Here is a 7,726-nt window from a genome sequence, read left to right on the forward strand (position 1 = left end):
GTCACTGAACCTGACACCTCACTCAGCCAAGGCTTGCCAATGCCGAAATCTGTTGACCGTATTCCGCCGATGCCGCGTATACAGGCGCTTGACCCAAAACGGTCCGAGCAGAGCTGGGAAAGCGCCCCACAATTGCTGGCCGCCCTCAACGGTGCACGTTTGGGCGCCTGGTATTGGGACATCGAGCGCGGGCAGATCAGTTGGTCGCGGGGCACTCAGGCATTGTTCGGCTTCGATCCCCGGCAACCGCTGCCGGCGGATCTGGAATACCTCGACTTGCTGCCGCCAGAGGATCGGGCGAAAACCATTCGCGCCTTCGACGCGGTGATCGCCGGCGCCCCGCTCGAACAGGCGATGCATCACCGCATCCGCTGGCCCGACGGCAGCCTGCACTGGCTGGAGATCAACGGCAGTCTGCTGCCGGACAAACACGGTCGACCACGCATGATTGGCGTCATCCGTGAAATCACCCACCAGCGCCAGCGCGAACAGGCGTTGAGCAGCTCGGAAAAACGCTTCGCCACACTGTTCCACCTGTGTCCGAACATGGTGCTGCTGACTCGCCAGGAAGACGGCCTGATTAGCGAAGCCAACCAGTATTTCGAAAGCCTGTTTGGCTGGCCAGTGCAGAACGCTATTGGTCGCACCACCCTGGAACTGGGCCTCTGGGTGCATCCAGAGCAACGGGCGCAACTCGTCAAAGCCACCAAGGCCAAGGGCGAACTGATCAACATGGAGGTGCAATTTCGTGCCAGCAACGGCCAGATCCACGACGGCATCCTCAGCGCGCAAAAGGTCGAGCTCGAAGGCCAGCCTTATCTGCTGAGTACGTTCCTTGACACCACCGAACGCAAAGCCGCCGAACATGCCCTGAAAGACAGCCAGGAGCGCCTCGATCTGGCGCTGGATTCTGCGCAACTCGGCACCTGGGACTGGCACATTCCCAGTGGCATGCTGTACGGCTCGGCACGCGCCGCCCAGCTGCACGGGCTGGACCCCATACCTTTCCATGAATCCTTCGACGATTTTTTTGAAGGCGTGCCCGGAGAAGAGCGCGGCACCATGCGCGATGCCTATCGCAGCCTGCGAGAAGGCCCTGCCGGCAATTATCAACTGACCTACCGCGTGCAACTGCCGGACGGCAGCTCGCGCTACCTGGAAAGCCGCGCCCGACTCTATCGCGATGAAAACGGTGTCCCGCTACGCATGGCCGGCACGCTGCTTGACATCACCGATCAGGTCGAGCGGGAGCAGCTGCTGGTGGCGTCTGAAGAGAAGTTCGCCACCCTGTTCCAGGTCAGCCCGGACCCGATTTGCGTGACCCGTCAGGACACCGGCCAATTCATCGAGATCAACTCCAGCTTCACCCAGACCTTCGGCTGGAGCGCCGCCGACGTGATTGGCCGCGCCGCCGACGAAATCGGTCTATGGGACACTTCGGCGCAAAGCCTGCGACGGATCGAGCAAGTCATCCGCGAACAGGGCTTGAACAACGTGGCGATCCTCGTTCAGCACAAAGACGGGCAAGCCCTGACCTGCGTGATTTCCAGCCGCCAGATCAGCGTCGGCGAGCAGCCATGCATCGTCACCACCCTGCGTGATATCACTCAGCAGCAACGCTCGGAAGCAGCGCTCAAGGCCAGCGAAGAGAAGTTCGCCAAGGCCTTCCACTCCAGCCCCGACGCCATCACCATCACCGAGCGCGACACCGGGCGTTATCTGGAGGTAAACGATGGCTTCTGCCGCCTGACCGGCTACCGCGCCGATGAAGTGGTCGGTCGCACGGTGTATCAGGTCGGCATCTGGGCCGAGGAAAAACAACGTTCGGCGCTGCTCGCCGAACTCCAGATCAAGGGTCGGGTACTTCATCAGGAAATGCTCGGGCGCAATAAACGCGGCGAGTTGCTGACCGTCGAAGTCTCGGTAGAACCGATCACCCTCAACGAAACCGCCTGCCTGCTGCTGACCGCGAGGGACGTCAGCCTGCTGAAAAACGCCGAAGCGCAGATCCGTCACCTGGCCTACCACGACCCGCTGACCAACCTGCCCAACCGCGCCCTGCTGATGGATCGCCTGAGTCAGCAGATTGCCCTGCTCAAGCGCCACAACCTGCGCGGCGCCCTGATGTTTCTCGATCTTGATCACTTCAAGCACATCAATGATTCGCTCGGTCATCCGGTGGGCGATACCGTGCTGAAAATCATCACCGCGCGCCTCGAAGCCAGCGTGCGCATGGAAGACACCGTCGCGCGTTTGGGCGGTGACGAATTCGTGGTACTGCTCAGCGGGCTCGAAGGCTCGCGCAACGAGGTCAGCGAGCAAGTCCTGCAACTGGCGGACACCTTGCGTGAACTGCTGTCGGAGCCGATGTTCCTCGACGGGCAACGCCTGCAAGTGACCCCGAGCATTGGCATCGCGCTGATTCCCGATCACGGTTCGACCCCGACCGACCTACTCAAACGCGCCGACATCGCCCTCTACCGGGCCAAGGATTCGGGCCGCAACACCGCGCAGATGTACCACAACACCATGCAGAAGGCGGCGAGCGAACGCCTGCGCATGGAAACCGACCTGCGCCTGGCCCTTTCCCGGGGTGAGTTCCGCGTGCACTACCAGCCTCAGGTCGACGCCCGGAACGACCGTATCGTCGGTGCCGAAGCGCTGGTGCGCTGGAATCACCCGGAACTCGGCGCGCAATCGCCCACCGAGTTCATCAAGGTGCTGGAGGACAGCGGACTGATTCTGGAAGTTGGCACCTGGATCGTCGACGAGGCCTGCAGCGCCTTTAAACAGCTGATCGCCAAAGGCCTGGTCGATCCGCTGGACTTCAGCCTGTGCGTCAACATCAGCCCACGGCAATTTCGCCAAAACGACTTCGTCGAACGCATCGAACACAGCCTCGTCAGCCACGGTCTGCCCTGCTCACTGCTGAAACTGGAAATCACCGAAGGCATCGTGATCCAGAACCTGGAAGACACCATCAACAAAATGCGTAGCCTGAAAAAACTCGGCGTGAGTTTCGCCATGGACGATTTCGGCACCGGTTATTCCTCGCTGACCTACCTCAAGCGTCTGCCGGTCGACACCCTGAAAATCGACCAATCGTTCATCCGCGACGCCACCACCGACCCCAACGACGCCGAGATCATCCGCGCCATCGTTGCCATGGCCCGCAGCCTGGAATTGAAAGTGATTGCCGAAGGGGTAGAGACACCGGAGCAGCTGGAATTCTTGCAGGGGCTGGGCTGTCATTTCTATCAGGGGTATTTGCACAGCCCGCCGCTGCCGGTGGAGGATTTTCAGAAGTTGCTCAAGTGAGCGCGGCGCACCTGCAATTTTTGCAGCTGCCTTGTGGCGAGGGGATTTATCCCTGTTCGGCTGCGGAGCAGTCGTAAAACTGTATGTGCGTTCTCCCTGAAACACCGCATCGCCTGATTTCACGACTGCTTCGCAGCCGAACGCAGCCTCGGCAGCTGCTACACAGCATGCGCAATGCTTGAAATCATCTGGATGACGGGTACAAAAAAGGGCGCCAGTGGCGCCCTTTTCATTGCTCTGTCTTAGTGCTGCAACGCTGGCTTTTGCGTCCCGTTGATCGGGATGCGTTTGGCTTTCGCCTCTTCCGGAATCACCCGCAACAGGTCGATGCTCAACAAACCGTTGCTCAGACCGGCGGCCTTGATTTCGATATGGTCCGCCAGACGGAAGGACAGTTTGAAGGCACGCTGTGCGATGCCTTGGTACAGATAAGTGACGGCTTCGCTCGCGTCACGTTTGCCGCCACTGATGGTCAGCACACCTTTTTCCACTTGCAGCTCCAGGTCTTCTTCCTGGAAGCCGGCGGCCGCTACGACGATGCGGTATTGGTCGTCGCCGTGTTTTTCCACGTTGTAAGGTGGGTAGGTGCTGCCTGGCTCGTTGCGCAGGGCGGTTTCGAACAGGTCATTGAAACGGTCGAAACCTACCGAGGAACGGAACAGTGGTGCCATGGAAAATGCAGTACTCATGATTCAAATCTCCTGAAACATATCAGCAAGTTTTTTTGTCTCCGCGACCCGAATTCGGCATCGCGTAATCCTTAAATAAGGACCGCTGATTGCTTTTCAAGAGATTATTTACAGATTTTTTTCAGGCTGCTGCGGACACCTGAAGACCCAGTAAACGCGAGACCTGATCCAGTTCGGTCTCACGACGCAGCACAGTGAACAGCTCGACCGCTTCGGGATAATTGCGGGTCAGCATCGCCAGCCACTGCTTCAAGCGACCCGGCGATTGGCGTGGCGTCATCTGCGCCTTGGCTTGCAGCCAGAAGTCCTGAATCAGCGGCAGCAGCTCGGCCCAGGTCATCTCGACGACGTCCTCACCGGCCCGCGCCATTGCAATTTGCCGTGCCAGGTCCGGGCGCGAAACCAGCCCGCGGCCGAGCATGATGTCCTCGACGCCGCTGATCTCGCGGCAACGACGCCAGTCTTCGACGCTCCAGATATCGCCATTGGCGAACACTGGAACCTTGACCACATCCTGCACCCGCGGGATCCATTCCCAATGGGCTGGCGGCTTGTAGCCGTCAGTTTTGGTCCGCGCGTGAACCACGATGTGCGCCGCGCCACCTTCGGCCAGGGCCGTGGCACACACCAGCGCACCGTCCGGGCTGTCGAAGCCCAGGCGCATCTTGGCAGTCACCGGAATGTGCGCCGGAACGGCGCGACGGACATGTTCGACGATCTGGTTCAGCAGCTCAGGCTCTTTGAGCAGCACCGCACCGCCACGAGACTTGTTCACAGTCTTGGCCGGGCAACCGAAGTTCAGGTCGATGACCTCGGAACCCAGTTCGCAGGCCAGCGCGGCGTTTTCCGCCAGGCATACCGGATCGGAACCGAGCAGCTGCACCCGCAGCGGTACGCCGGATGCGGTGCGGGCACCGGTCAGCAGCTCAGGGCCGAACTTGTGGTAATAGGCAGGCGTGAGCAGCTGATCGTTGATCCGAATGAACTCGGTCACGCACCAATCGATACCGCCCACACGGGTCAGCACGTCCCGCAGGATGTTGTCGACCAACCCCTCCATGGGCGCCAAAGCAATTTGCATGAAAAACACACTCAACGAAAAACGTGCGGCAGTTTACAGGTTTTGCTCATGTAGGAGCTGTCGAGTGAAACGAGGCTGCGATCTTTTGATGTTGTCTTTGAAGTGCAAGATCAATAGATCGCAGCCTCGTTTCACTCGACAGCTCCTACAAGGGACAGTCAGGCCGGGAGTTGCAACGCAGGGCCGTAGCCCTCGATGAATTCCGCTGGCATGCGCTTGGGCTTACCGGTCGACAGTTCGATGCAGACAAAGGTGGTTTGGGCCCGCAGCAACGTGGTGTTGTCGCTGGGGCGCTTCAACTGGAAGTGTCGGGTCATTTTCAGACGCTGGTCCCAATCGACGATCCAGGTCGCCAATTGCAACTCATCGCCTTCATAGGCAGCCGCCAGGTAATCGATCTCGTGCCGCACCACCGCCATCGCCCGATCCAGCCGACGATACTCGACCAGGTCCAGGCCAAGCCGCTGGGAGTGGCGCCAGGCACAGCGTTCGAGCCAGGTCACGTACACCGCGTTGTTCGCGTGACCCAGCCCATCGATGTCCTCTGCGCCGACTTCCAGATCAATGATAAATGGCGTTGCCCGATCCCAGCCCATGCCCCACTCCCGGTCAGAAAATTTTCACCGGGGCAGTGTAACGGATGCTCAGGCCGATTGGCGCGATTGCAGACTGCGACCGGCCAGCAGCGAGAGAACACCTTCGATCACCCGAGGGTCAGCCAGTACTCGTTGATGACCACCCTCTTTCAGGCGCAGTAAACGGCTGTCGAACCAGGCTTCGTTGATCAGCTGCGATTCCTTGACCGGAACGTAGCAGTCGTCTTCGGCATGAACGATCAGGCCGGGCATGTCGAGTTGATAGTGCGCGACATCCAGCGCCGCAGCGCGCATGCCGACGTCTCTTTCGATCTGACGAATGAACGCTGAACGGGCTTTCGGTGGCAACCGCACGTAACGGGCGAAACCGCGCAACACGCCGAGAATCCGCGCCGGGGCAGCGATAGTGACCAGGGTTTCGGTACGCAAGCCCAACTGAACGGCGAGCATGGCACTGGCGCCACCCATGGAGTGGCCGATGACGGCTTGCAGCGGCGGCAACTCGGCAGCGGCTTCAAGCATGGCTCGGGCAAACAGCACGACGTTCGCTTCGTTGCCCGGTGAGCGACCGTGAGCCGGGCCGTCCAGAGCCACCACGGTGTAACCGGCATCGACCAGCGCGGTGATGAGGCTGGCAAACTGCGTTGGCCGACCCTCCCAACCATGCATCAGCAACACGGCCGGGCCCTGCCCCCAACGCAGTGCCGAGAGGCCGAAGCGCAAGGTGATCCGCTCGGATTTCGCCAGCAGCGGCAATTCCCAATCACGCGGCGGCAACTCGCGCGGCGTCATGAATGCCCGTCGCATTTTGTTCGCAACCAGTTTTGGTGCGACCCAGCCCAAGGTGCCATTAACGCCACGAACCCACTTCAACGTGCTCATCGCTCTCACTCCTCAGGCCAAGGCCTTCAGGTTATAGCACCGCCGATTTGGCGGCGCGCAGCAATCGATCGGACAACTCTCCTGGCCCCAGCGCGCGCGCCAGAGCCAAACCACCGACCATCAAGGCCATGTCGGCCAAGGCTTTGTCGGTGTCTTCCGGGCTGGCCGCCAACTGCGCGACCATCAACTCCACATGCTCATTCAGTGCAACACGGAACGCGTCCGGCAGCCGACCCAGTTCGCCGACCGACGCCGGAATCGGGCACGCTGACTCAGAGGAATCACGGTGTTTGCGCGACAGATAAAACGCAGCAACCAACGCGCGACGCTCTTCGCCGGTCAATTCGGCGTCCATGTCGGCGATCAAGCCACGGCGATGACCGAGCAGTTGCTTGAACGCTTCCAGCATCATCGCGTCCTTGCTTTCGAAGTGCGCGTAGAAGCCGCCGACGGTCAGGCCGGCCGCGCCCATCACTTCGCCCACGCTCGGTTCGGCCGGGCCGCGCTGAATCAGCGCAGCGCTGGCAGCCTTGAGGATGCGTTCGCGGGTTTGAGCTTTTTTATCGTTCATCGTTGCCTCCGAATATTACGACTAGAATATTATTCTCATAATAATTTTTCGCAAGTCGTGGATGTGACCGCTGGTCTGAAGAACAGTTTGAAAGAATTAGGGGATTTGGCAAACGCCAGACAAACAAAAGGGCCATTCAATAATTGAATGACCCTTATAAAATCCCGCAGAGCGGGTAATCGTGGCGTCCCCTAGGGGACTCGAACCCCTGTTACCGCCGTGAAAGGGCGGTGTCCTAGGCCACTAGACGAAGGGGACGCAAANACCTTCTATACAACTGATCAGTGCTGAGAGCTGATCGATTCAAGGCCGGTGTGGCCAGACCTTGAACTGTAAAATTGGTGGAGCTAAGCGGGATCGAACCGCTGACCTCCTGCATGCCATGCAGGCGCTCTCCCAGCTGAGCTATAGCCCCGGATTTTTCGCCTCGCGGCGGAGCGACATCTTGCAACATCGCTTCTGTAAAACTGGCGTCCCCTAGGGGACTCGAACCCCTGTTACCGCCGTGAAAGGGCGGTGTCCTAGGCCACTAGACGAAGGGGACGCAAACCCTTCTATACAACAGATCAACGCTGAGTGTTGATCGCTT

At 59.9% G+C, this 7,726-nt stretch carries 6 protein-coding genes and 3 tRNA genes; 1 reads left to right on the forward strand and 8 read right to left on the reverse strand.

Annotated features, from left to right (window positions below; all coding sequences use genetic code 11):
- The first annotated feature begins 39 nt into the window (after positions 1-39).
- The gene (locus E3W21_RS18020) at positions 40-3,318 is read left to right on the forward strand and encodes an EAL domain-containing protein (RefSeq protein WP_134421322.1); all 3,279 of its coding nucleotides are present in this window, start codon (positions 40-42) and stop codon (positions 3,316-3,318) included.
- Between the two features lie 242 nt (positions 3,319-3,560).
- On the opposite strand, the gene E3W21_RS18025 is transcribed toward E3W21_RS18020, so the two are convergent.
- From E3W21_RS18025 to E3W21_RS18060, 8 genes are all read right to left on the reverse strand, one after another.
- Complete coding sequence (locus tag E3W21_RS18025) at positions 3,561-4,007, reverse strand: Hsp20 family protein (RefSeq protein WP_046054224.1); 447 nt, start codon at positions 4,005-4,007, stop codon at positions 3,561-3,563.
- Positions 4,008-4,128: 121 nt separating this feature from the next.
- Positions 4,129-5,088 (reverse strand): tRNA-dihydrouridine synthase, encoded by a 960-nt coding sequence (locus tag E3W21_RS18030; protein ID WP_129443001.1) that lies wholly within the window; start codon positions 5,086-5,088, stop codon positions 4,129-4,131.
- 158 nt (positions 5,089-5,246) lie between these two features.
- A complete protein-coding gene (locus E3W21_RS18035) occupies positions 5,247-5,684 on the reverse strand; it encodes a thioesterase family protein (RefSeq protein WP_046047743.1) in 438 nt (145 codons plus the stop codon).
- A gap of 48 nt (positions 5,685-5,732) precedes the next feature.
- The gene (locus tag E3W21_RS18040) at positions 5,733-6,566 is read right to left on the reverse strand and encodes an alpha/beta fold hydrolase (protein WP_134421323.1); all 834 of its coding nucleotides are present in this window, start codon (positions 6,564-6,566) and stop codon (positions 5,733-5,735) included.
- Between the two features lie 31 nt (positions 6,567-6,597).
- Positions 6,598-7,137: a TetR/AcrR family transcriptional regulator gene (locus E3W21_RS18045; RefSeq protein ID WP_134421324.1), complete on the reverse strand. Its 540-nt coding sequence runs from the start codon at positions 7,135-7,137 to the stop codon at positions 6,598-6,600.
- 182 nt (positions 7,138-7,319) lie between these two features.
- Positions 7,320-7,395: transfer RNA gene (locus E3W21_RS18050), tRNA-Glu, on the reverse strand.
- Positions 7,396-7,476: 81 nt separating this feature from the next.
- Positions 7,477-7,552, reverse strand: a tRNA-Ala gene (locus E3W21_RS18055).
- A gap of 53 nt (positions 7,553-7,605) precedes the next feature.
- Positions 7,606-7,681: transfer RNA gene (locus E3W21_RS18060), tRNA-Glu, on the reverse strand.
- Positions 7,682-7,726: the final 45 nt, after the last annotated feature.

Source organism: Pseudomonas sp. F01002 (assembly GCF_004402115.1).
GTDB classification, from domain to species: domain Bacteria; phylum Pseudomonadota; class Gammaproteobacteria; order Pseudomonadales; family Pseudomonadaceae; genus Aquipseudomonas; species Aquipseudomonas frigoris.